The organism is Nocardioides sp. NPDC054178, assembly GCF_055585005.1.
This window is the reverse complement of sequence record NZ_JBVJKY010000003.1, coordinates 102,262-125,498: the sequence shown is the minus strand read 5'-3', so window position 1 is coordinate 125,498 and position 23,237 is coordinate 102,262. Positions and strand designations below refer to the sequence as shown.

20 protein-coding genes are annotated in these 23,237 nt (G+C 70.7%); 14 read left to right on the top strand and 6 right to left on the bottom strand.

Translation table 11 applies throughout. From position 1 onward, the window contains the following. Positions 1–14 precede the first annotated feature (14 nt). Genes ACZ6WN_RS13160 through ACZ6WN_RS13145 form a run of 4 tightly spaced genes read left to right on the top strand, consistent with a single transcriptional unit; the run spans position 15 to position 4,469 of the window. Positions 15–1,538, top strand: coding sequence for a hypothetical protein (locus tag ACZ6WN_RS13160; protein WP_465865090.1), 1,524 nt, complete (start codon positions 15–17; stop codon positions 1,536–1,538). Continuing rightward, a complete protein-coding gene (locus ACZ6WN_RS13155; RefSeq protein ID WP_465865089.1) occupies positions 1,535–2,221 on the top strand; it encodes a response regulator transcription factor in 687 nt (228 codons plus the stop codon). Before ACZ6WN_RS13160 ends, ACZ6WN_RS13155 begins: the two co-directional genes overlap by 4 nt. Further along, positions 2,218–3,669, top strand: a complete 1,452-nt coding sequence (locus tag ACZ6WN_RS13150) for an ATP-binding protein (RefSeq protein WP_465865088.1) — start codon at positions 2,218–2,220, stop codon at positions 3,667–3,669. Before ACZ6WN_RS13155 ends, ACZ6WN_RS13150 begins: the two co-directional genes overlap by 4 nt. Before the next feature lie 35 nt (positions 3,670–3,704). Continuing rightward, positions 3,705–4,469, top strand: coding sequence for a polyprenol monophosphomannose synthase (locus tag ACZ6WN_RS13145; protein WP_465865087.1), 765 nt, complete (start codon positions 3,705–3,707; stop codon positions 4,467–4,469). Here ACZ6WN_RS13145 and ACZ6WN_RS13140 read toward each other — a convergent pair. The 5 genes from ACZ6WN_RS13140 to ACZ6WN_RS13120 all read right to left on the bottom strand — a co-directional run bounded on the left by ACZ6WN_RS13140 (position 4,459) and on the right by ACZ6WN_RS13120 (position 9,912). After that, the gene (locus tag ACZ6WN_RS13140; RefSeq protein ID WP_465865086.1) at positions 4,459–5,505 is read right to left on the bottom strand and encodes a M36 family metallopeptidase; all 1,047 of its coding nucleotides are present in this window, start codon (positions 5,503–5,505) and stop codon (positions 4,459–4,461) included. The genes ACZ6WN_RS13145 and ACZ6WN_RS13140 overlap by 11 nt on opposite strands. A 57-nt stretch (positions 5,506–5,562) precedes the next feature. After that, positions 5,563–6,270 carry a TetR/AcrR family transcriptional regulator gene (locus tag ACZ6WN_RS13135; RefSeq protein ID WP_465865085.1) on the bottom strand — a complete coding sequence of 236 codons (708 nt, stop codon included), beginning with the start codon at positions 6,268–6,270 and terminating at the stop codon, positions 5,563–5,565. A gap of 55 nt (positions 6,271–6,325) precedes the next feature. After that, the gene (locus ACZ6WN_RS13130; protein ID WP_465865084.1) at positions 6,326–8,008 is read right to left on the bottom strand and encodes an FAD-dependent oxidoreductase; all 1,683 of its coding nucleotides are present in this window, start codon (positions 8,006–8,008) and stop codon (positions 6,326–6,328) included. Between the two features lie 36 nt (positions 8,009–8,044). Further along, positions 8,045–9,040, bottom strand: coding sequence for an AurF N-oxygenase family protein (locus ACZ6WN_RS13125; protein WP_465865083.1), 996 nt, complete (start codon positions 9,038–9,040; stop codon positions 8,045–8,047). A 125-nt stretch (positions 9,041–9,165) separates the two neighbouring features. After that, positions 9,166–9,912: an IclR family transcriptional regulator domain-containing protein gene (locus tag ACZ6WN_RS13120; RefSeq protein ID WP_465865082.1), complete on the bottom strand. Its 747-nt coding sequence runs from the start codon at positions 9,910–9,912 to the stop codon at positions 9,166–9,168. 114 nt (positions 9,913–10,026) lie between these two features. Between ACZ6WN_RS13120 and ACZ6WN_RS13115 the strand changes: the two genes are divergently transcribed. The 5 genes from ACZ6WN_RS13115 to ACZ6WN_RS13095 are packed head-to-tail and all read left to right on the top strand — an operon-like array spanning position 10,027 to position 15,123. Then, positions 10,027–11,289 (top strand): SRPBCC family protein, encoded by a 1,263-nt coding sequence (locus ACZ6WN_RS13115; protein ID WP_465865081.1) that lies wholly within the window; start codon positions 10,027–10,029, stop codon positions 11,287–11,289. After that, positions 11,289–11,753 (top strand): aromatic-ring-hydroxylating dioxygenase subunit beta, encoded by a 465-nt coding sequence (locus ACZ6WN_RS13110; protein WP_465865080.1) that lies wholly within the window; start codon positions 11,289–11,291, stop codon positions 11,751–11,753. Before ACZ6WN_RS13115 ends, ACZ6WN_RS13110 begins: the two co-directional genes overlap by 1 nt. A 2-nt stretch (positions 11,754–11,755) precedes the next feature. After that, the gene (locus tag ACZ6WN_RS13105; protein WP_465865079.1) at positions 11,756–12,715 is read left to right on the top strand and encodes a PdxA family dehydrogenase; all 960 of its coding nucleotides are present in this window, start codon (positions 11,756–11,758) and stop codon (positions 12,713–12,715) included. Continuing rightward, positions 12,715–13,719 (top strand): 2Fe-2S iron-sulfur cluster-binding protein, encoded by a 1,005-nt coding sequence (locus tag ACZ6WN_RS13100; protein ID WP_465865078.1) that lies wholly within the window; start codon positions 12,715–12,717, stop codon positions 13,717–13,719. The genes ACZ6WN_RS13105 and ACZ6WN_RS13100 overlap by 1 nt, the downstream gene beginning before the upstream one ends. Before the next feature lie 27 nt (positions 13,720–13,746). Continuing rightward, positions 13,747–15,123: an MFS transporter gene (locus ACZ6WN_RS13095; protein ID WP_465865077.1), complete on the top strand. Its 1,377-nt coding sequence runs from the start codon at positions 13,747–13,749 to the stop codon at positions 15,121–15,123. Positions 15,124–15,195: 72 nt separating this feature from the next. On the opposite strand, the gene thrS is transcribed toward ACZ6WN_RS13095, so the two are convergent. Next, entirely contained in the window at positions 15,196–17,184 is a 1,989-nt protein-coding gene (gene thrS / locus ACZ6WN_RS13090) for a threonine--tRNA ligase (RefSeq protein WP_465865076.1), read from the bottom strand. Positions 17,185–17,399: 215 nt separating this feature from the next. Between thrS and ACZ6WN_RS13085 the strand changes: the two genes are divergently transcribed. The 5 genes from ACZ6WN_RS13085 (at position 17,400) to ACZ6WN_RS13065 (ending at position 23,198) form a co-directional block, all read left to right on the top strand. Beyond that, a complete protein-coding gene (locus tag ACZ6WN_RS13085; RefSeq protein ID WP_465865075.1) occupies positions 17,400–18,398 on the top strand; it encodes a hypothetical protein in 999 nt (332 codons plus the stop codon). Positions 18,399–18,422: 24 nt separating this feature from the next. After that, on the top strand, positions 18,423–19,568 hold the full coding sequence (locus tag ACZ6WN_RS13080; RefSeq protein WP_465865844.1) for a zinc-binding dehydrogenase: 1,146 nt from the start codon (positions 18,423–18,425) through the stop codon (positions 19,566–19,568). 157 nt (positions 19,569–19,725) lie between these two features. Beyond that, positions 19,726–21,024 (top strand): DEAD/DEAH box helicase, encoded by a 1,299-nt coding sequence (locus tag ACZ6WN_RS13075; RefSeq protein WP_465865074.1) that lies wholly within the window; start codon positions 19,726–19,728, stop codon positions 21,022–21,024. Positions 21,025–21,162: 138 nt separating this feature from the next. Continuing rightward, positions 21,163–22,530 carry a sensor histidine kinase gene (locus tag ACZ6WN_RS13070; protein ID WP_465865073.1) on the top strand — a complete coding sequence of 456 codons (1,368 nt, stop codon included), beginning with the start codon at positions 21,163–21,165 and terminating at the stop codon, positions 22,528–22,530. Next, positions 22,527–23,198, top strand: coding sequence for a response regulator (locus tag ACZ6WN_RS13065; RefSeq protein ID WP_465865072.1), 672 nt, complete (start codon positions 22,527–22,529; stop codon positions 23,196–23,198). The genes ACZ6WN_RS13070 and ACZ6WN_RS13065 overlap by 4 nt, the downstream gene beginning before the upstream one ends. Positions 23,199–23,237: the final 39 nt, after the last annotated feature.

Genomic DNA, 23,237 nt, shown 5'->3' with positions numbered 1-23,237 from the left:
CCTAGCGTGCGAGTGTGACTCTTCCCGTCAGCTGGCCGACGGCACCTGCAACCCCGGCGACCGTCCCGCCCGTACGCGCCCGGCGGTGGGCGACGGCCGGCGTCGTCCTCGCGATCCTGGTGGCGACGGCGGCGTGGCTGCCGTTCCTCGAGCGGCCGTTGTCGGCGGACGAGAGCGGGTTCCTGATGCTCGCGCAGCAGTGGCGGCCGGGGCACTCGTTGTACGGCGACCTCTGGGTCGACCGGCCGCCGCTGCTGCTCTGGCTGTTCGCCGCGGCGGGGCATCTCGGCTCGAGCGGTGCGACGGCGACCGGGTTCGTCGCGCCGGGCGTCAAGATCCTCGGCGCCCTGGCCAGCGCGACGTCGGTGGGACTGGCCGGCGTCCTGGCGAGCCTGGTCTCGCCGACGCGCCACGGCCGACTCACCTGCGTCGTGCTCGCCGCCGCGCTGCTGTCCAGCCCGCTGCTGGCGATGCCCGAGGTCAACGGCGAGCTGCTCGCGGTGCCGTTCGTCCTGGCCGGGCTGGTGTGCGCGGTCGTGGCGCTGCGCGGGACATGGGGACTCCGTACGGCCGGACTGGCGGTCGGTGCCGGTGCGGCCGGCATGGCGGCGGCGCTGGTCAAGCAGAACGTCCTCGACGTGTTCGTGTTCACCGCGGTCCTCGTCGTCGTCTCCTACGGGCAGGTGTCTCGGCTCGGGAGACGCGTCGCCGCGTTCGCCGGTGGCGCGATCACGGTCCTGGGCGTGGTGCTCGCCGGGGCCTGGGCCCGCGGCACCTCGACCCCGGGCCTGTGGGACGCCGTCGTGCTCTTCCGCGGCCAGGCTTCCGAGGTGATCAACGCCTCCGCCTCGAGCGCGACTCTTCTCCGTGGGGCGGAGCTCGCCGCGGCGGCGGTGGTCTCCGGCGTCGCGGTGGTGCTCGTCGTCGCGGTGGCGGCGATCCTCACGCACCGGACCCGCCTCGCCTGGCCGGCGCTCGCGCTGACCGCCTGGGAGCTGTTCGCGATCGCCGCGGGTGGCAGCTACTGGCTGCACTACCTGACCGGCATCGTCCCCGGCCTGGTGCTGCTGGTGGCGATCGCCCCGCCGCGGGCAGGGCGTGCCCTGACCCGGGCCGTGGCCTACACGGTCGCGGTCACCCTCACCGTGTGGACCTATCGGGTCGCCTCCCCGCCCCCGCCCTCCCCCGAGGCGCAGGTCTCCACCTACCTGCGCGAGCACGCGCACAGCTCCACCGACGGCGTCGTGGTCGGGTTCGGCCACCCCGAGATCGTCGCCGCGAGCGGCCTGGACAGCGCCTACGAGTATCTGTGGAGCCTGCCGGTGCGGGTTCGCGACCCCGGGCTGCACCGGCTGCACGCCGCGCTGGCCGGGCCCACGGCCCCGCGATGGGTCGTCGTCGACGGCGGCAGTCTCGACACCTGGGGCCTGAACGCCGACATCGCGCAGCACTATCTGGTTCAGCATTACGTTGAGAGGGTGGGCTACGACAACTGGCACATCTGGGAGCGCCGGAGCGGCGAGGTGACGAGGCGATGAGGATCCTCGTCGCCGAGGACGACGTACGCCTCGCCGGCCTGCTCGAGCAGTCGCTGGCCGAGGCCGGCTGGCAGGTCGACGTCGCCCACAACGGGCAGGTCGCCTACGAGCGCCTGCTGAGCGACGCCGGCTACGACGTCGCGCTCCTGGACTGGATGCTGCCCGGCCTCGACGGCGTCACCGTCGCCCGGCGGCTGCGCGACCTCGGGCTGGCGACGCCGATCCTCATGCTCACCGCCCGGGGCGACGTACGCGACCGGATCAACGGCCTCGACGCCGGGGCCGACGACTACCTGCCCAAGCCGTTCGACCTCGACGAGCTGCTGGCCCGGCTGCGCGCGCTCTACCGGCGTGGCGGTTTCAGCGGCGAGGCGCCCGCGCAGATCGGTGACCTCGTGGTCGATCCCGGGGCCCGCCGGGTCACCCGTGGCGGCGTCGAGATCACCCTGTCCACCCGCGAGTTCGACATCCTCTATCTGCTCGCCTCGCACGCCGGGCAGGTGGTGACCCGCCTGCGGATCCTCGATGAGGTCTGGGACGGCGAGACCGACCTGCGCAGCAACGTCATCGACGTGCACGTGGCCGCGATCCGCGGCAAGATCGACCGACCGTTCGGCACCGACACGATCACCACCCTGCGCGGAGCCGGCTACCGCCTCGAGACCGCGCCGCCGAGCCGATGAGCTCGCTGACCGTACGCCTCTCCCGGCTGCCGCTGCGGGTACGCCTGGTCGCCGGCTTCTCCGCCGCGAGCCTCGTCGTCCTGGTCGCCGCCGGGATCTTCGTCTACTGGCGCGTCGACTACGCGCTGGACCGTGGCCTCGACACCGAGCTCACCCAGGCCCGCCACGCGCTCGAGCCGCTGATCGGCGCCGACGGCCGGGTCCGCAGCCGGTCCGCGGCCGATGCCACCGGCGTTCCCTGGCAGGTGCTGGGCGCGGACGGCACGGTCATCGACCGCGGTGGCGCCGCGGGGACCACGCCCCTGGTGGCGGCATCCCGGCTGGACCGGGTGACCACGACGCCACGCACCTTCAACGTCGGTGACTTCCTGCCCGCCGCGGCCGAGCCCTACCGGCTTCAGGCGGTCCGGCTCTCGACCTCGCCGCAGCGCTACCTGCTGGTCGGGGTGCGGCGCGACCACCGCGACGAGGCGTTGCGCGAGCTCCTCGTGCAGCTCGCTCTCGCCGGTCTCGGCGCCCTGTGCATCACCGCGCTGGTCGGCGACCGGCTGGCCCGCGCGGCCCTGCGCCCGGTCGAGCGCTACCGGCGTCAGGCCGCCGCGATCACCGCCGGCAACACGAGTCTTCGGCTCGACGTGCCGCCCCAGCGCGACGACGAGATCACCCGCCTGGGCGACACCTTCAACGACATGCTCACCAGCCTCGAGGCCGCGCTGGACCGGGAGCGCCAGTTCGTCACCGAGGCCAGCCACGAGCTGCGTACACCGATCACGCTGCTGACCAGCCGGATCCAGCTGGCGCTGCGCCGCCCCCGCAGCGCGGTCGAGCACGAGCGCATCCTGACCGAGCTCATGGTCGACCTGGACCGGCTCGCCGCGCTCTCGGAGCAGCTGCTCCAGGTCGGTCGTGCCGAGGGCAGCCACCCGGCCGGGCACGCCGACCTGGTGACCGTCACGGCGCGTACGGTCAACCAGCGCCGCCTCGCCGACCCCGATCACGCCGGCAGCCTCGCCGTGACGCTTCCCGAAGGACCCGTGCCCGCGCCGATGGCGGACTTCGAGCTGGAGCGGGTGCTCAGCAACCTCCTCGACAACGCCTCGACGCACGGCGCCCCACCCGTGCAGGTCGGCGTCGACGAGCCGGCCACGGGGTGGGCACGGCTGATGGTCGCGGACGCCGGCCCCGGGATGTCCTCCACGCTGCTGACCACGGCGACCCAGCGCTTCACCCGCGCCGAGGAGGCACGCTCGCAACCCGGCTCGGGGCTGGGCCTGTCCCTGGTCGGCACGCTCGTCTCCCGGGCCGGCGGTGAGCTGAGGCTGTGCCACGACGGCCGCCACGCCACCTACGGCTCCCCCGCGCCCGTCGCGTGCACCCACGGTCCGCAGATGACGGTCACCGTGCTCCTGCCGACCGACCGCACCGATCACACCGACCGCACCGGTTAATCCGTCCTTCACGTCCGGCTCCGTACGGTCCACTCATGCGCTGCGTCATCGTCGTGCCGACCTTCAACGAGGCGGCCACCCTCCCCGCGCTGCTCACGAGCCTCGAGACCGTCAGAGCCGGCGACCCGGCGCGCATCGACGTCCTGGTCGTCGACGACGGCAGCCCGGACGGCACCGCCGCCCTGGTCCAGGCGCACGAGGGGTTCGGCGACTGGCTCACCCTGCTCGGCCGTAGGTCCAAGGACGGTCTGGGGGCGGCGTACCGGGCCGGCTTCGCCGCGGCCGTGGCCGGCGGCTACGACGCGATCGTCCAGATGGACGCCGACGGCTCCCACCCCGCCACCGAGATCCTGGCGATGCTCGCGCTGCTGCGCACCCACGACGTCGTCCTCGGGTCGCGGTACGTCCCGGGCGGCGCCACCGAGAACTGGCCGCTGCGCCGGCGCGCGCTGTCCTGGTGCGCCAACGCCTACGCCCGCCGCGTGCTGGGGCTGAGGACGCACGACACGACCGCGGGGTTCCGCGCGTGGCGCACCGACGCGCTGGTCCGGGCCGGCGTCCTGCGGACGACCTCGACCGGCTACGGCTTCCAGGTGGAGAACACCTGGCGCTGCGAACGGCTGGGCCTGCGCGTGGCCGAGCATCCGATCACGTTCGTCGAGCGCACCGCCGGCACGTCCAAGATGAGCGGCGAGGTGGCCCGCGAGGCCGCCGTCATGGTGCTGCGATGGCGGCTCGCGGAGCTCACCTCCGCCCGGCCGCACCCGGTCGGCGCGGCCGGCGCGATGATCAGAAGGTGATCCCCCGGGCGGCGAACCGGTCGCGGACCAGGTCGGCGGCCTCCTCGCCGTCGCGAGCAGCCGCCGCGGCGTACGTCTCGGCGGCCGCGGCCTGGAAGCTGGTGTCCGGCGCGTAGGAGAACTGGGAGTAGATCAGTGTGGTGTCCCAGTCGCGGGTGGAGAGGCCGAGGGCCTGGTAGCCCTCGCGGATCTCCCACAGCGCCTGGCTCCAGATCTGGCCGTCGTAGTGCACCTGGTTGCGGCGGTCCTCGAGGGTCAGGTCGAGGTGGAAGCTGCGGATGCAGTGCGGGGCATCGGTGTAGGAGGTCGAGTCCCAGTCCATCGGGCAGGAGGGGTCGGCGGCGACCGGCCAGCCGAACTCCGAGGCGGCGTCGAGGCCGACCGTGACCGCGAGGTAGTCGCCGAACGACTCCCCGATCGCGCCGGCGTCCAGGCTGCTGCCGTAGCCGGGCACCTGGCTGGCGTGGACCGCGTGGCCGTACTCGTGGACGATCACCTCGGCGTCCTCGGCGTCGTCGACACCACCCTTGCCCAGCCGGATCCGGTAGGGCTTGTCGGTCTGGTAGGAGTTGTCGCCGCCGTACTGGTTGATCTTCACCGAGAACGGCTCGTTCAGGACGCCCGGGAGCGTCTCCCCGAAGCCGAGAGCGTGCAGGTAGGTCTGTGCGCGGGTCACCCAGAAGTAGCCCATGACCTGCTCGAACTGGTCCTGGTTGCGGTCGTAGAAGAAGCTGTTGGTGGTCGAGCGCGCGGGGGTGCCGGTGCTCGACTCGACGACCGCGTAGTCGCCGCGGAGGTAGCCCGAGCCGTCCAGGTGGGTCAGCGGCACCTCGGCGTAGGCGCTGTCGGGCACGGCGCTCGCGGCGTCCTTCTGGTCGGTCAGGCCCTGGTCGTTGCTGGACTGGACCGGGTTGACCATGAAGACGCGGGCGGTGCCCTCGGAGGAGCCGCTGCCGGGGGCGGCGGTGGCCGGGATCAGCGGGACGGCGAGCCCGGCGGTGGCCGCCAGGCCGACGGCGATCGAGAGTCTGCGCATGTGGGGCATGGTCTTCTCCTGGACTGAACGGCCGTGCGGCCGGGTGATACCGGGAGGTTATACCGCGAGGATGTCCTTGGACAGGAGTTCTTCCAGGGGAAGGTCGGGATCGAGCTCGATCCCGAACCCGCGCGCGTGACCATCGATGACGAACCAGATGGACTGCGCGGTGAGCCGCTCCAGCGTCTCGGCCGGCAGGCGCTCGCCGGTGCGGGTCAGCCAGCGGCGTACGGCACCGAAGACCGCGCCGACCAGACCGTAGATCAGCGGGTCCAGGGCCTCGGCCTCCTCCTCGGTGGGGTTGCCCCCGAGGGCGATCACGGCGGTGCCGACGATCGCCGCGATCCGGCCGGCCAGCTGCTCCATGCCCTGCTGGAATGGGCCGTCGTCGCCGCCGTCGATGTCGTGGTCGGCGGCGAGGTGGAGCGCCGGATGGGCCCGGGCCCAGCGGACGTAGGTGCCGATGATCCGCTCGATGATCTGCGGCACGGTGCCGTCCAGGGTGATCCCGGGCATCAGGTCGGACCAGAGCCCGTCGAGGATCGCCTGCTGCACGGCCCGGTCGAGGTCGGCGCGGTCCTCGAAGTGGCGGTAGATGACCGTGCGCGAGAGGCCGGCGCGCACCGCGATCTGCTGCACCTGCACGTCGCCGCCGGGCTCACCGGCCTCGATCACCGCGATGGCGGCATCGATGATCTGCTGGCGGCGCTGCTCGTTGTGCTTGCTCCACCGATCCTGCCGACCATCGCGCTTCTCTCCGGCCACCCGCGTCTCCCCCTGCTCCCGTGCTCCCGAATCACCCCGGTGTCGCGAGAGCGTCTCAGCGCTCCTTGCGACGACCCAGAGCGTATCGGGGTTTCCGCGACTTCGCCGCGATGCCCCGCATCTCCTCGACATCGGTGATCTTGACCCGCGGGCGCCCGGTCTCGGCTCCGCGCCGCTTCTCCTCGCGGTCGATCGCCTGCCAGCCGGCCAGGTCGACCATGCCGGGCTGGCGGCTGCGTACGATCGCGGTGATCTCGCGGGCATCGCCCACCGGGGCCGGGACCCGGTCACCGTCGAGGTCGTCGAGCACCTGCTCGACCGTCTCCTCGGCGTCGGACTTGTTGGTGCCGATGAAGCCGTTGGGACCACGCTTGACCCAGCCCGCGACGTAGACGCCCGGGAGCACCCGGCCGCGCTCGTTGGGGACGGTGCCGGTCGCGGCGTCGTAGGGGAGGTCGGCCACGGGCAGGCCCTTGTAGCCGACCGCGCGCAGCAGCATCCCCGTCTCGAGGACCTCGGTCTCGCCGGTGGGAACCGCCCGGACGACACCGTTCTCGTCGCGCTCGAGGCGGTTGCGGCCGACCTCGACGCCGGTGACCCGGCCCTCGCCCAGCACGCGCACCGGCGAGCTGAGGAAGCAGAGCACGATCGTACGCAGCTCCGGACGCACCTCGCGGCCGGCGAGCTCGCGCAGCAGCCGGACGGTGGTGTCGCCGCCGGCCAGCGCCTCCTCGATCGGGAGGTCCCCCGTGTCGACGACCACGTTGACGCCGGTGTGGCCCATCAGCCCGACCAGCTCCGGCACGGTGAAGGCCGCCTCCCCGGGCCCCCTGCGCCCGAGGACGACGACCTCTCGCACCGCACTGTCACGCAGGACCGCCAGCGGTCCCTCGGCGATGTCGGTGCCGGCCAGCCGCTCCGGGTCCTCGGCGAGGATCCGGGCGCAGTCGAGCGCCACGTTGCCGTTGCCGACCAGGACGACCCGCCCCGAGGGGATGGACCCGGCGTCGAGGTGGATGGGCAGGTCCTGCTTGTCCGGGTGGCCGTTGTACCAGCCGACGAAGTCGGTCGCGCTGAGCGAGCCGGGCAGGTCGTCGCCCTCGATCCCGAGCGGCCGGTCGCTCGCCGCGCCGACGGTGTAGACGACGGCGTGGTAGCGCGCGGTCAGCTCGGCGTGGGAGACGTCCTTGCCGACCTCGACGCCCAGGAAGTAGCGGAACCCGGGCTGCGACTCGATCTGGGCGAAGAGCCTCTCGACCTGCTTGGTGTTCTGGTGGTCGGGCGCGACGCCGGCCCGGACCAGGCCGTACGGCGTCGGCAGCCGGTCGAAGACGTCGACGGTGATCTCGGGGTGCTTGAGCAGCTCGTCGGCGGCGTACATCCCGGCCGGCCCGGCGCCGACGACCGCGACCCGGAACGGTCCGGTGCGGGTCAGGCGGCGCTGGGGGTGGACCAGCGCGAGCGGGGTGCGGTCCTTGTGCGGGAAGACCTCGAAGTACTCCGCGTTGATCGCCAGGAACGGCGTCTGCGCGGGCGTCAGGGTCGTGTGCGGGACGATCGCGTCGGCCGGGCAGGCCGTGACGCAGGCTCCGCAGTCGACGCAGCTCTTGGCGTCGACGTAGAGCATCTCGGCCTCACCGAAGCCGGGCTCGCCCGGGGCGGGATGGATGCAGTTGACCGGGCAGGCGACGACGCACGAGGCGTCGGCACAGCACGACTGGGTGACGACGTGAGGCACAGGTGACTACCGTTCTAGGACAACGGGCTCAGGGGATCAGTAGGACGCCGCGCGCGGCTCGGCGCGGAAGCGCGAGGCGCGCCCGTCGATGCCGGTCAGCTTCCACAGCAGCTTGGCCGGTCCCTTGCGGATGCCGAGGTTGTCGGCCAGCAGGCGTACGTCACCGAAGAGGTCACGCAGCAGCTTCTCGGAGTCCTCCGACTTCCACCAGATCTCACGGGCGACCTCGCCCGGGATACCCATGTCGTAGCGGGCCTGCTTGCTCGGGACCATGATCACGTCGCACAGCAGGCGCATGATCACCGGGAACAGGTAGGCCAGCAGGGTCTTCTTCACCCGGCCGAGCTCGGGCACGTGCTGCTCGAGGTACTGGTGGGCGAAGCCGATGTGGCGCGCCTCCTCGGCGATGTGGATCTGCATGATCCGGTTGGCCGCGGGGTGGCTGCCGCCGGCGCGCATCGCGCCCTTCTGCAGGTGGTCGATCGGCTCCTCACCGGCGAGGATGCCGGTGAAGAACGCCTCCGGGAAGAACGCGCCCGCCGAGGCCATGAAGGGCACCAGGACCTTGAAGTAGGTCGGTGCGCCCGCCACGTCGGGGTTCACCCGGTTGACGAACTCCTGGAACATCTGGGTGTGGTGGGTCTCCTCGGTCACCTCGTGAGTCGCGTAGCGGAACTCCGGGTTGTTGTTCTCCGACCAGACCAGGTGGTTCATGACGCCGCCGATGAGCAGCTGCTCGAACTGCAGCCCGACCTTGGCGACCTGGGCCCAGCGGTACATCCCGATCTCGATCTGGCGCTGCTTGGACAGCGCCTTGTACCACGGGTGGGCACCGATCTCGTCGGCGTCGTTGAGGATCCAGCGCTCGTCGTCCGGGCGCACCTCCAGCTCGGCGGAGTCCCAGTCGATGTCCTTGAACGGGTCGAAGTTGACCTCCACCGAGGCCTCGGACAGCGTGCGAAGCGTGTCGAGGTAGGCCTGCTTGCCCTGGCGGACGTATCCGGTGGACTTCTCATCCTGAACGGCGGTCATGACGATCGCTCCTTCATCGTTGAGTTCTACGTTGAGCTGCTGACGACGTGACCCACGTTACCCGGACACGCGTCCCGATAACAAGAGTACGCGCGACGGAGTGTCACATCTAAATATGTGCCGCCTCAGAGCTGACGACCTAGCTGCTCGGCATGCCGGACCAGGGCGTCGCCACACCGGCTCCGGAACTCCACGACATCGAGTCGCGCCACCGCCGCACTGACCGAGATCGAGGCCACCGTGACCCCGCGCGCGTCCTTGACCGGCACCGCCAACGCGAACAGCCCGATCTCGAGCTCCTCGTCACTGACCGCGACCCCCTCGCGCCGGACATCCTCGATCCGCTCGCGCAACCGCTCGCGATCGAGGATCGTCCGAGACGTACGCGCCACCAGCTCGACCCGCTCGAGATAGGCGTCGAGGTCCTGATCGTCGAGACCGGCCAGCAGGGCATGTCCGGTTGCTGAGGCAAACAGCGGGAGCCGCGCCCCGACCCGTACGCCGGCGTCGAAGACGCGTGCCACCTCGCTACGAGCCACGAAGAGGGACTCGTCGCCCTCCATCACAGCGAGCGAGACCGACTCGTCCAACGCCTCCCTCAGGGCGGTGAGATGGGGCCGCGCCAGCTGCGGGAGGGGCACCGCGTCCGCGTAGATCGCCCCGAGCCGGAGCACCCTCGGGGTCGGGCTGAAGAACTTCTCGTCGAAGGTCAGATAGCCCGCCTCGACCAGGGTCATCAGGCAGCGCCGAGCCGCCGCGCGACTGAGCCCGGTCGCCCGCGCGGCGTCGCTGATCGTCAGTCTCGGCGTCTCCCGGCCGAACGCCTCCAGCACCGCCAGGCCCTTGGCCAGCCCGGCCATTCCCTCGCTCATGTCGCCGTCCCTTCTTGACACCTGTGACAAAAGCCACTTTGGTATGTCCTGTTCGGAAAACATACATGTGTTCGCTATCCGAACGCAAGTGAAATATCTTGATCAGGAGGACGGATGTCAGAGGCGACCACCACCATGGCCGCACGCGAGTGGCCCCAGGCGCTCAGCAAGGTTCCCTACTGGGTGTTCCAGGACGCGGAGGTCTACCGCGCCGAGCAGCAGAACATCTTCCACGGACCGTTCTGGAGCTACCTCTGCCTGGAGGCCGAGCTCGGTGAGCCCGGCGACTACTGCGCAACCTTCATCGGCGAGCAGCCGGTGCTGGTGACCCGCGACTTCGACGGCGAGATCTACGCCTTCGAGAACCGCTGCGCGCACCGCGGCTCCCTCATCGCGATGGACCACTACGGCCACGCCAAGGACTTCACCTGCGTCTATCACGCCTGGACCTACAACCTCCAGGGCGACCTGACCGGCGTCGCCTTCGAGGAGGGCATCAACGGCAAGGGCGGTATGGGCTCCGACTTCTGCAAGAAGGCGCACAGCCCCCGCAGGCTCCGGCTCGCCAACGTCCACGGGCTGATCTTCGGCAGCCTCGACAACGACGTCCCCGACATCGAGGACTACCTCGGCCAGGAGATCCTGGACCGCATCGAGCGTGTCCTCGGCGGCCGCAAGCCGGTGGTGCTGGGTCGCTTCACCCAGAACCTGCCGAACAACTGGAAGCTCTACATCGAGAACGTCAAGGACTCCTACCACGCGAGCATCCTGCACCTGTTCTTCACCACCTTCGGGCTCAACAAGCTGAACCAGAAGGGCGGCATCGTCGTCTCGGAGAGCGGCGCCCACCACGTCAGCTGGTCCGCGATCAACCGTGAGGCCGAGTCCGGCGAGCACTACAAGGACCAGAAGATCCGCTCCGACTCCGAGTACCAGCTCGAGGACCCCTCGCTGGTCGACAGCTTCAGCGAGGTCGGCGACGACATCACCCTCCAGATCCTCTCGGTCTACCCCGGCTTCGTGCTGCAGCAGATCCAGAACTCGATCGCCGTACGCCAGGTGCTGCCGACCGGCGTCGACACCACCGACCTCCACTGGACCTACCTCGGTTTCGAGGACGACACCGAGGAGCAGCAGCTGGTCCGGATGAAGCAGTCCAACCTGGTCGGCCCCGCCGGGTACGTCTCGATGGAGGACGGCGCCATCGGCGGCTTCGTCCAGCGTGGCATCGCCGGCGCCAGCGGCGAGTTCGCCACGGTCCAGATGGGCGGCCAGGAGGCGGTCTCCAGCGAGAGCCGGGTGACCGAGGCCTCCATCCGGGGCTTCTGGAAGGTCTACCGCGAGGCCATGGGCTTCAGCATCGAGGAGAGCAAGTGATGGACGCCTTCACCCTGATCAGTCGCGCCCAGGGCAGCTATGTCCGCACGATCGACGACGGCCCCATCGAGGACTGGCCCGAGCACTTCACCGACGACGCCTTCTACAAGGTGACCACCGCCGACAACCACCGTCGTGGCCTGCCTGCCGGTGTCATCTGGGCGAACAACAAGGCGATGCTCAAGGACCGCATCTCCGCGCTCAAGGAAGCCAACATCTACGAGCCGCACTCCTACCGCCACCTGCTCGGGCAGCCGGCGATCCTCGAGGAGAGCGGGGCCGGCGCCACCAGCGAGACCTCCTTCCTGGTCGTCCGGATCACCGGCAACGGCCCGACCGACGTCTTCGCCAGCGGCCGCTACCTCGATGAGCACGTCTTCGTCGACGGCAAGGCCCTGCTGAAGAAGCGCGTCGTGGTCTGCGACAGCACCCGCACCGACACTCTCCTGGTGCTGCCGCTGTGAGCGTGTCCCCCAGGCTCCTCCTCACCACCGGCGACCCGTTCGGGATCGGCCCGGAGATCGCGATGAAGGCGGTCGCCGAGCTCGGCTGCGCCGCACCGGTCGTCATCGGCGACCGGTGCGCGCTCGAAGGGCCGGCCGCCGCGCACGGGATCGAGCTGCGTACGGCCGAGCCCGGGCTCCTCGCCGAGACCGGAGTATGCGACGTGGTCGATGTCGGCGCACTGACCTCCGACCAGCTCCGAGTGGGCGAGGTACGTCCCGAGGCGGGTGCCGCCACGATCGCGTACGCACGCGCCGCCGTGGCACTGGCGAGGCAGGGCGGCTACCGCGGGATCGTCGCCGGCCCGCACTCGGAGTCCGCGGTGCATGCGGCCGGGATCGGCTTCGCCGGCTATCCGCCGCTCGTCGCGGAGCTGACCGGCACCCCGGCCGACCAGGTCTTCCTGATGCTGGTGGGAGGCGGTCTGCGGGTGGCCCATGCCACCCTGCACCTGTCGATGGCCGAGTCGCTCGAGCGGCTCAGCGTCGACCTGGTGGCCTCCGCGGGCCGGGCGCTCCACCGGGCGCTCGAGTCGATGGGCACCCCCGCACCTCGGCTCGGCATGTTCGGCATCAACTGTCATGCCGGCGAGGGCGGGCTCTTCGGCGAGGACGACCTGACCGTCTCCGGACCGGCGGCCGAGAGGCTGCGTGGCGAGGGCATCGACATCACCGGCCCGACCGGGGCCGACGTACTGCTCGGTGACCCGCAGTGCGACGGCTACCTGGCGATGTACCACGACCAGGGACACATCCCCGTCAAGCTGCTCGCCGGCCGCACCGCCGCGGCGGTCACCATCGGCGCCGGTGTGCCGTTCTCCAGCGTCGGGCACGGCCCGGCATTCGACATCGCCGGACAGGGCGTCGCCGACCCCTCGGCCCTGCTGTCCGCGCTCAGCCTGTTCACCCCGAAGGAGGCGTGATGACGCACACGATCAGCGTCGCCGACACCGACATCTCGTTCACCGCCGAGGAGGGCCAGTCCGTCCTCGACGCGGCCGAGACCGCCGGCTGGGCCATCCCCTACTCCTGCCGCAAGGGCGTCTGCGCGACCTGCGAGGGCACCCTCAACGCCGGGAGCCTGGACACCCCGAACCAGGGAGTGGTCTGCGGTCCGGCCGACAACGTGCAGTTCTGCCGTGCCAAGCCGACCGGCGACGTCGAGATCACACCCAGGCGGATCCAGGAGAGCACACCCCCGGTTCGCAAGAAGCTCACCACCGCCGTGTTCAAGATCAAGCCCGCGACCGACGGGATCACGATCCTGGACCTGCGCTACCCGATCGGGCGACGTACGCCGTTCAAGGCCGGCCAGTTCGTCAACATCATCCTGCCCGACGGAGACACCCGGCCCTACTCGATGGCCAACAGCCCGCAGCACAACGATGCGCTGCAGCTGCACATCCGGCACGAGCCGGGTGGCGCCTTCTCCGACAAGATCCTCTCCTACCTCCGGTTCCACGACGAGGTGGAGATCGAGGCCCCGTTCGGCGAGTTCCATGTCGCCGACGGGGACTCCCCCATCATCCTGCTCGCCACCGGCACCGGCTTCGCACCGATGCGGTCGATCATCCTCGACCACATCGCCCGACGCCTGAGCCGCCCCATCCATCTCTACTGGGGCGGTCGCACCGCTGCTGACCTCTACGACGCCGACATGGTCCGCACCTTGACGCAGCGCTACGAGTGGCTCACTTTCACCCCCGTCGTCTCGCGTCCCGACCCCAGCTGGACGGGCGCGACGGGGTGGGTGCAGGACGCCTTGCTGGCCGACTACCCGGACCTGGACCAGCACGACGTGTACGCCTGCGGCAGCGAGGCCATGACCATCGCCGCCGTCAACGCACTGATCACGGAGCGCAGCTTCAACCCCGAGCGCTTCCACGCAGACGCATTCGTGTCCTCGGGCGCCGCGAACGCGTCCTGAACTCCTCCGAGCTTCCGAAGGGTCCACATGTCAGCAACAACAACCACGGGCGGGGGCGCCGTACGTCTCCCCGACTTCATCGACTCCCGCCGCACCGGCCGCTTCCAGGCGGGCACCGTCCTGCTCTGCGGTCTGGTGATGTTCCTCGACGGGTTCGACACCCAGGCGATCAACTACATGGCCCCGGCCATCAGCGCCGACTGGGGCCTGGAGAAGGCCGATCTCGGCCCGATCTTCTCGGCGGCCCTCGTCGGTCTGATGATCGGCTACCTGCTGGTCGCACCGCTCTCGGACAGGTTCGGCCACAAGCGGCTGGTGCTCGGCGGTGTCCTGCTCTTCGCGCTCACCACCCTCGCCTCGGTGTGGGTGCAGAACGAAGCCCAGCTGCTGGTGATGCGACTGGTCACCGGCATCGGCCTGGGCGCGGCGACACCCAGCACGATCGCGCTCACCGCCGAGTTCAGCCCCAAGAAGGTGCGCGCCAGCTTCGTGCTCGCCATCTACTGCGGGTTCTCCCTCGGCTTCGTCGCGGCCAACTACGTCGCGGACTGGCTGATCCCGGCCCACGGCTGGCGCTCGGTCTTCCTCGTCGGCGCGCTCGCCCCGCTCCTGCTCACGGTCGTCCTGGCCTGGCGGCTGCCCGAGTCGCTGAACTTCCTGGCCCGGCGTGACCGCCACGAGGCGGCGTACGCGCTGTGCCGCAAGATCGACCGCGACCTTCCCACGGTCGGCACACCGCGGGTGGAGACCGAGTCGGAGGCACAGGGCAAGCAGGTCAGGCTCCGTGAGGTCGTCGGGGGCGGACAGCTGCTCGGAACCCTCCTGCTCTGGCTGGTCTTCGCGCTGAACCTGGCCATGTTCTACGGCCTGCAGAGCTGGATGCCCACCATCTTGACCGAGCAGGGCTACTCCAGCTCGACCCTGGCCACCGCCGCCTCGATGACGACGATCGGCGGCATCGCGATCGCCTTCGTGGTCGGACCGGCGATGGACCGGCTGGGGGCGTTCGGTGCACTGAGCACGCTCTACTTCGTCGGCTGCGGGTTCCTGACGATCATGAGCCTCGCCCTCGGCGCGCCCGTGTGGGTGCTGCTGACCGCCATCTTCCTGACCGGCTGCTCGGTCAGTGGTGGGCAGAAGAGCGTGATCGCGCTCGCGGCGGTCTTCTACCCCGCCGACGTCCGCTCCACCGGCGTCGGCTGGGCGCTCGGCATCGGTCGTGTCGGTGGCATCCTCGGCCCGATGGTCGTCGGTGCCATGCTCGCCGGCGGCTGGAGCGCCGAGCAGTTCTTCCTCGCGATGGCGGTGCCCTCCGCGGTGTGCGGGGCCCTGGTCCTCTACCTGGGCGTACGCGCCAAGGCGAGGGCCAAGGCAGAGATCTCCGCGGAGACGGCGGCGGTGTAGGCCTTCGTCACGACGACATCGGCCCCTGGTGCGGAGCACCAGGGGCCGATCGTCAGCTGAGCGTCGCTCTGCTCAGACCTGCTCGTGGGACTCCACGGCGGCGACGATCCGCTCGATCGCCTCGTCGACGGGGATGCCGTTCTCCTGGCGGCCGTCGCGGTAGCGGAAGCTGACCGCGACCTTCTCGACGTCCTCGCCACCGGCGATCAGCATGAACGGGATCTTCTGGAGCTGGGCGTTGCGGATCTTCTTCTGGAAGCGGTCGCTCGACTCATCCACCTCGACGCGTACGCCGGCCTTCTTCAGCTTGCCGGCGATGTCGTAGACGTAGTCGTTGAAGGCGTCCGCGACCGGGATCATCTCCACCTGGACCGGGGCGAGCCACGGCGGCATGGCGCCGGCGTAGTGCTCCACGAGAACGCCCAGGAAGCGCTCGATCGAGCCGAACTTCGCCGAGTGGATCATCACCGGCTGCTGGCGGGTGCCGTCGGCGGCCTGGTACTCCAGGTTGAACCGGTCCGCGGAGGGCTGGTTGAAGTCGTACTGGACCGTGCCCATCTGCCAGGTGCGGCCGATCGCGTCCTTGGCCTGCACGGAGATCTTGGGTCCGTAGAACGCCGCGCCGCCGGGGTCGGGCACGAGGTCGAGACCGGTCTCGGAGGCGACGTCCTCGAGGATCTTGGTGGCCTCGGCCCAGTCCTCGTCGCTGCCGACGAACTTGTCCTTGTTGGCGTCGTCGCGGGTCGACATCTCGAGGTAGAAGTCGTCGAGACCGAAGTCCTTGAGCACGGTCAGCATGAAGTCGAGCAGGTGCTTGACCTCGGCCGGCGCCTGCTCCTTGGTGCAGTAGGAGTGGGAGTCGTCCTGGGCGAAGCCGCGCACGCGGGTGAGCCCGTGGATGACGCCGGACTTCTCGTTGCGGTAGACCGACCCGAACTCGAACAGGCGCAGCGGCAGCTCGCGGTAGGAGCGCCCGCGCGAACGGAAGATCAGGTTGTGCATCGGGCAGTTCATCGCCTTGAGGCGGTAGTCTTGGCCGTCTACGTCCAGCGCCGGGAACATGCCGTCGCCGTAGTAGGGCAGGTGGCCCGAGGTGTGGAAGAGCTGCTCACGCGCGATGTGAGGGGTGCCGACGTACTCGAAGCCGTGCTCGATGTGCTTGGCGCGTACGTAGTCCTCCATCTCCCGCTTGATGATCCCGCCCTTGGGGTGGAAGACCGGGAGGCCGGAGCCGATCTCGTCCGGGAAGGAGAACAGGTCGAGCTCGCGACCGAGCTTGCGGTGGTCGCGGCGCTCGGCCTCCTCGATCCGGGCCAGGTGGGCGTCGAGCGCCTCCTTGGACTCCCAGGCGGTGCCGTAGATGCGCTGGAGCTGCTTGTTCTTCTCGTCGCCTCGCCAGTACGCCGCGGCGGACCGCATCAGCTTGAAGGCCGGGATCCGCTTGGTGGTCGGCAGGTGCGGGCCTCGGCACAGGTCCTTCCACGCGATCTCGCCGTTGCGGTCGAGGTTGTCGTAGATGGTCAGCTCGCCACCGCCGACCTCGGCACCGGCCCCTTCGGCAGCCTCGGCGGCCGAGCCCTTGAGGCCGATCAGCTCGAGCTTGTAGGGCTCGTCGGCCAGCTCGACGCGGGCGTCGTCGTCGGTGGTGACCCGGCGGGAGAACTTCTGGTTGGCCTTGATGATCTTCTTCATCCGGGACTCGATCTTGACGAGATCCTCGGGCACGAACGGGGTCTCGACGTCGAAGTCGTAGTAGAAGCCGTCGGTCACCGGCGGTCCGATGCCGAGCTTGGCCTCCGGGAAGAGCTCCTGCACCGCCTGCGCCATCACGTGCGCGGTCGAGTGGCGCAGGATGTCGTGGCCGTCCTTGGAGTCGATCAGGACACCCTCGACCTCGTCGCCGTCGGCGAGCTCGTAGGCGAGGTCCTTCAGGTCGTCCCCGACCCGCGCGGCGATCACGTCAGGGTTGTCCGCGAAGAGCTCCCACGCCTTCGTGCCCGTAGTGACCGTCCGCTCCTCGCGCCCGTCGGGGGTGAGTACGGCGATCTTGATCTCGGACACGGATGCTCCTGTGGGTTCCAGTGATGTGTGGACCGCGATGCTCGCGCGGCGCTCCGATCGTATCCGTCGCCGACGGCGTACTGCGAATGGGTGAACCCGTGTCAGATACGGTCGTCGAGCAGCCTCTTTCGTACGCCTCAGGGGTTCACGGGAACCCATGGGGGCACGCGACTAGACTTCCGACACCCCTCCCAGACTCTGATGTGAAAGGCCTCGTGCTCCCCACCACCGGCCCCAAGTCCCGTCTCATCGACCCGTCCCGCCGGGTCCTCCGGCTGCAGCGACGTACCTCGATCGCCATCGTCCTGGTCACCCTGGGCCTCGGCGCGCTGGCGATGCTGTTCCCGGCCACCGTCGTGGCGCAGCAGGCCGCCGACCGGTGGAACAGCGGACAGTGGGCGGAGGTGAGCGTGGTGGAGCGGTGCGACTTCGACAGCGCCACCGGCGAGATCCTCTCCTGCCGGGGCCGATGGAGCGTCGACGGCGAGCGGGTCACCGGAAGCATCCACGGCACCCTGCGCGACATCGGCCGCGACCCCGACCCGTCGAAGGCGACCTTCCGGATGTGGGTCGTCGACTCCGATGCCTACGGGGAGCATGCGATCAACCCGTGGCCGGCCCGGATCCTCGGGATGGGTCGTGACCCGGTGCTCTGGGGCGGGATCGCGCTCACCGCGCTCGGGCTGCTGGTGCTGCCGCGGCGGCGGGCGTGGCTGCGTACGCCGGGCGAGGAGACGCTCACCGAGGACCTCGGCATCCGGCTGAGCACCCACCCCGCGCACGGACGGGCGTGGCTGGTGCCCGTCGGGCTGGTCCTCGGCCCGGCTCTCATCGCGCTCGGTGCCTGGATGGCCACCCGGCCGCACTGGCCGACGGTTCTTCTGGTGGCCGGGGGTCTGGTCGCGCTCACCGGGCTGATCCTCGGGTTCCGGCTGACCTGGCTCGGGCTGCAGCGTCCGGTCGCGGTCGACCTCGGGCTCTACGAGGGCGGCCTGGTCCTGGAGCACGCCCGACACACCGACGTCATCCTCTGGGAGGACGTGACCGGCATCGACACCGGTGTCGTCGACGAGCGCAAGGCCAACCCGCGCATCGACGTCACCCTGCACCTGGTCACCGGCGCCGCGCTGCGGCTGCCGCGCGTGGACCACGTGCACTCGCTCACCGCCCACCTGCACCGGATCACCTCCGCCGGATCGCTGCCGGCGCAGTGAGGTAGCGTCGGCGTCGTGACACAGATGCGCGCAACCGTGGTCCACAAGGGCGAGCTCTCGGTGCAGTCGGTGCCACGCCCGGAGCCCGGGCCGGGCCAGCTGCTGATCAAGGTGCTGCGCACCGGGATCTGCGGCTCCGACCTGCACGTGCGCCAGCACGCCGAGGAGCTCAACGAGGTCGTCACCGAGCTCGGCTACACCACCGCGATGACGCCCGAGCAGGAGATCGTGCTGGGCCACGAGATCCTCGGCTCGGTCGTCGCCTACGGCCCCGAGACCCGCGGTCGCTGGGAGCCGGGCACCTCGGTGGCGGCGCTGCCGGTGCTGCGCACCGACGGCGCGGTCCACATGGTCGGCTTCGACATCGACTCCCCCGGCGGCTTCGCGGAGTACACCGTGGTCCAGGAGGCGTTCACCTTCCCCGTCCCCGATGACGTGGACCCCGACCGGGCGGTCTTCACCGAGCCCTTGGCCGTCGCCTTCCACGCCGTACGCCGCGGCGCGCTCTCCGCACGACGCCCGGCCGTGGTGATCGGCTGCGGCCCGATCGGGCTGGCCGTCATCCTCATGCTCAAGGCGCAGGGGGTGAAGACGGTGGTCGCGTCCGACCTCTCCCCTGCGCGTCGCGCGCTCGCGGTCGAGTGCGGTGCCGACGTGGTCGTCGACCCGCGCGAGTCCTCGCCCTGGGACGCCTACAAGCAGCGTGGTCCGGTGGGCTCGCTGACCGACTACCTGGGCTTCGGGATCGACGCGATGCAGGTCGTGCGCCGCATCCCGCTGCTCCCCTGGGAGACGGTGCTGCTCAACGCCGACCGCCTCGGGCAGTCGCCGACGGGTCCGGTCGTCTTCGAGTGCGTCGGGGTGCCCGGGATGCTCGAGCAGATCATGACCGCGGCGCCGCTGCACACGCGCGTCGTGGTGGTCGGGGTGTGCATGGAGCCGGACACGATCCGGCCGGCGATCGCGATCCACAAGGAGATCGACCTGCGCTTCGTCTTCGGCTACGACCCGGCGGAGTTCGCGCGCACGCTGGAGCTGATCGCCGGCGGGAAGGTCGACCCCTCGCCGCTGCACACCGGCACCGTCGGGCTCGACGGCGTCGCCCAGGCGTTCTCGGACCTGGCCGACCCGGAGACGCACGCGAAGATCCTCGTCGACCCCTGGGCGTGATGCGAGACACGGCACCGGCGATTCTGGTGGACGGGTCACCTACCAGTAGTATCTGATCCATCAGCGGCCCGTTCCGGTCTTGCCCCCGGCCGCTCTCGCGGACCTGTTGGCCCGGCAACTCATTATGGCGAGACACCTCGCTTGAAAAGTTGACTCCTTGTCTCAGCAGAGCTTCAGCGCGCTCGGCGTGCCCGCAGACCTCACCGCCGTTCTCGACCACCACGGCATCACCTCCCCCACCCCGATCCAGGCCGCGACCCTGCCGGACTCCCTCGCCGGGCGCGACGTGCTCGGTCGCGGGCGGACCGGGTCGGGCAAGACGTACGCCTTCCTGATCCCGCTCGTCGCCCGCCTCGCGGGTGGCGCCAAGGCGAAGTCGGGCAAGCCGCGGGCGCTCGTGCTCGCCCCGACCCGTGAGCTGGTCCGCCAGATCGAGGAGTCGCTGCGGCCGCTCGCCGCGGAGGCCGGCCTGAGCGTGCAGACCGTCTTCGGTGGTGTCGGGCAGAACCCGCAGGTCATCGGCCTGCGCAAGGGTGCCGACGTCGTCCTCGCCTGCCCCGGCCGGCTCGAGGACCTGATCGCGCAGCGTCACGCCGACCTGTCCTCGATCGAGGTCACCGTGCTGGACGAGGCCGACCACATGGCCGACCTCGGCTTCCTGCCCGCCGTGCGCCGCCTGCTGACGATGACGCCGAAGGGCAGCCAGCGCCTCCTGTTCAGCGCCACGCTCGACAAGGGCGTCAACGTGCTGGTCAAGCAGTTCCTCCAGGAGCCGGTCGTCCACGAGGCCGACTCCGCGCAGTCGCCGGTGGCCGAGATGGAGCACCACGTGCTGCACCTCTCCGCCCGCGAGCACCGCATCCCTGTGCTCGCCGACCTGGCCGCCGCTCCCGGCCGCACCGTCGTCTTCACCCGCACCAAGCACGGCGCCAAGGGCGTCGCCCGCCAGCTCGGCCGCGCCGGCATCCCGGCCGTCGAGCTCCACGGCGACCTCTCCCAGAACGCCCGCGTGCGCAACCTGGAGGCCTTCCACTCCGGCCGGGCGACCACCCTGGTGGCCACCGACATCGCGGCCCGCGGCATCCACGTCGACGACGTCACCCTCGTCGTCCACGCCGACCCGCCCGCCGAGCACAAGGCCTACCTGCACCGCTCCGGTCGTACGGCCCGCGCCGGTGCCTCCGGCACCGTGGTCACCCTGATGCTGCCCGACCAGGTCAAGGACGTCCGCACCCTCACCCGCGCCGCCGGCATCAAGCCGACCACCACCCGTCTCGACGGGCCCTCGCACCCCATCCTGGTCGAGCTCGCGCCCGGCGAGCGCAGCCGCCCCGGCCCGTTCGTGCCGGTCGTCACCCAGCCCCCGCGCCGCCCCGCCGGCGAAGGCACTGGCACCCGCAAGAGCCGCCCCGGCTCCCGCGCCCGCAAGCGCCAGCGCTCCGCCGGCTCCCGCTGAGTTCGGGTAGTCCGGGAGCGAACTGTCTATTACTCGCCAGTAAATGGACAGTTCGCTCCCGGACTAACCCGCCAGCCGCCCGCCAGACTCCGACTCGAGACTGAGGACCTGGTCCGCCGACCGAACTAGGGTGGCCGGGTGACTGTGCACGACGACGGCTCCTCCGGCCGGCTGGCGACGTTCTTCGCGACCGACGACGACTGGGAGCGGGAAGGCTCGATCACGCTCGGCGACTGGCTGGTCGGCGCGGTCGTGCTGGTCGCGAGCCTGGTCACCCTGGAGCTGATCCGGGGAGTCGGGACGCTCGACTCCAGCGACGCGCCGACCTGGGTCGAGTGGGCGGCCGTGGTCATCGGCGCGGCGCTGCTCGTCTTCAGGCGCCGCTTCCCGCTCACGATCGCGCTCCTGGCCGCGCTCCACATGTTCGTCACCGGGGTGTGGCTCCCGATCGTGATGGGGCTGCTGCCCATGCAGATCATCTACTTCGTCGCCTTCTTCGCCGGGGCCGCCTGGGCCCGCCGCCGGCGGGACATGGTGGTCGTGATGGGGCTGATCACCCTGTTCATGTTCGCCTGGCTCTCCTGGCAGTTCGCGGTCGGCAGCGGTGTCGACGACATCCGCGAGGCGACCGCCGACGCGGAAGGCTCCTGGCTCGTCGGCCCGGTCACCGCCTACGTGCTGCTCACCACGATGATGAACCTGCTCTACTTCGCCGGCGCGATCGTCGGCGGCCAGGTCGCCTGGCGCGGCGCCCGGCAGAAGGCCGAGCTGGCCGAGCAGGCCATGACCATCGCCGCCCAGTCGGGACAGCTCCAGCGCCGCGCCGTGATCGACGAGCGGCTGCGGATCGCCCGCGAGCTGCACGACGTCGTCGCCCACCACGTCGCGGTCGTCGGGGTCCAGGCGGCCGCCGGCCGCAAGCTGCTCGAGCGCGGTCGCCCCGACGACATCGAGGGCGCCGCCGAGGCGCTCGGCAACGTCGAGGCCTCGGCCCGCGAGGGGGTCACCCAGATGCGCTCGCTGCTCGGCACGCTGCGCGACCCGGCCGGCGACTCCGACACGGAGGCCGAAGGCGTACGCCGCCCCGAGCCGCGGCTGGAGGACCTGCCCGCGCTCCTGAACGAGGTGCGCGAGAGCGGCCTACGGGTCGACTACGAGGCCGTCGGTCCGGTCTCGGACCTCCCGCTCCCCCTGGCCCACTCGGTCTACCGGATCGTCCAGGAGGCGCTGGCCAACGTACGCCGCCACTCCACCGCCGACCGCGCCCAGGTCGTCCTCCGCGTCGACCGCGCCGCGGCCGCGCCGTACGCCGAGGTCGAGATCACCGACAACGGCCGGCCCCGCCACGGCACCTCGGGCAGCGGCCTGGGCCTGCTGGGCGTACGCGAACGGGCGGCCGTCCGGAAGGCGGAGGTCGACATCGGGCCCCGAGCCGTGCAGGGCTATCGGGTGCGGGTCCGGTTCCCGCTCGAGTCCCCCGTCGCGTCGGCGGGTGCGGCGCGATGATCCGGGTGCTGCTCGCCGACGACCAGCAGCTGGTGCGCTCGGGTTTCCGTCTCATCCTCTCGATGGAGGACGACATCTCGGTGGTCGGCGAGGCCTCCGACGGCGCCGAGGCGATCGCCAAGGCTCGCGAGCTGCGGCCCGACGTGGTGCTGATGGACGTGCAGATGCCCGGCACCGACGGCATCGAGGCGACGCGTACGGTGGTCGCCGAGGGGCACGCCAAGGTGATCATCCTGACCACCTTCGACCGTGACGACTACCTCTTCGACGCGCTCGCCGCCGGCGCGAGCGGGTTCCTGCTCAAGAACGCCGACCCCGACTCGCTGGCCGAGGCGGTGCGGGCCGCCGCCGACGGGCACGCACTGCTCGCCCCGGAGGTCACGATGCGCGTGATCGGCCGGGTGACCAGCGACAATGCGCCCTCGGCGCCGAGACCGCGGCCGCCCAAGGAGCTCGACCTGCTCACCGCCCGCGAGCGCGAGGTGCTCCTGCTCATCGGCGAGGGTCTGAGCAACAACGAGATCGCCCGCCGGCTGTTCCTCACCGAGGCGACCGTGAAGACCCACGTGTCGGCGTGCCTGGCCAAGCTGCAGCTGCGCGACCGGGTCCAGACGGTGGTCTTCATCCACCGCCACGGCCTTCTCCCCGCCGGCCCGCCCAACGGGTGAGTCCGGGGTCATCCTCGCGACGGATCCGCCGGGCGCGGC